This window comes from Bradyrhizobium sp. Kon37 (assembly GCF_055807535.1).
The window spans coordinates 1-849 of record NZ_JBVVOY010000078.1 but is presented as its reverse complement, the minus strand read 5'-3'; the positions used below and the strand labels follow the sequence as shown (position 1 = coordinate 849).

Below are 849 nucleotides of genomic sequence, written 5' to 3'. Positions count from 1 at the left end.
AGTATTCCCTCCCGTGCCACGGCCTTTCGCCGGATTCAGCAACTGGACGAGGCAATGGTTGTTGCCTGTCGTGAAGGTGAACATGCACTGATGCATCTGATACCGGCACAGCAGCGAACTGTGGAACACCTGGACGCCATGCAGTGGATCAACGGCGACGGTTATCTGCATAACGTCTTTGTACGCTGGTTTAACGGTGATGTGATCCGTCCGAAAACATGGTTCTGGCAGGATGTGAAAACCCGAAAAATTCTGGGCTGGCGCTGCGATGTGAGCGAGAACATTGATTCAATTCGCCTCTCGTTCATGGATGTTGTGACTCGCTACGGTATCCCGGAGGATTTTCACATCACCATTGATAACACCCGTGGTGCTGCGAATAAATGGCTGACGGGAGGCGCGCCCAATCGCTACCGCTTTAAGGTAAAAGAGGACGATCCAAAAGGACTGTTTTTACTGATGGGGGCGAAAATGCACTGGACAAGCGTTGTTGCCGGTAAAGGCTGGGGCCAGGCAAAACCTGTTGGACGTGCTTTCGGTGTGGGTGGGCTTGAGGAATACGTTGATAAGCATCCGGCACTGGCTGGCGCATATACGGGGCCAAATCCGCAGGCAAAACCTGATAACTATGGCGACCGCGCTGTTGATGCAGAGCTGTTTCTGAAAACCCTTGCCGAAGGTGTGGCGATGTTCAATGCCAGAACAGGCCGTGAAACAGAAATGTGCGGGGGCAAACTCTCGTTTGATGATGTTTTCGAGCGTGAATACGCCAGAACGATTGTGCGTAAGCCAACCGAAGAACAAAAACGGATGCTGTTACTGCCTGCCGAGGCGGTGAACGTTTCACGC

General features: G+C 52.8%; 1 protein-coding gene. It reads left to right on the top strand.

From position 1 onward, the window contains the following. Positions 1–849: transposase domain-containing protein (locus AC0L3J_RS37085; RefSeq protein ID WP_473350387.1), on the top strand; the 849-nt coding region annotated here is incomplete at both ends.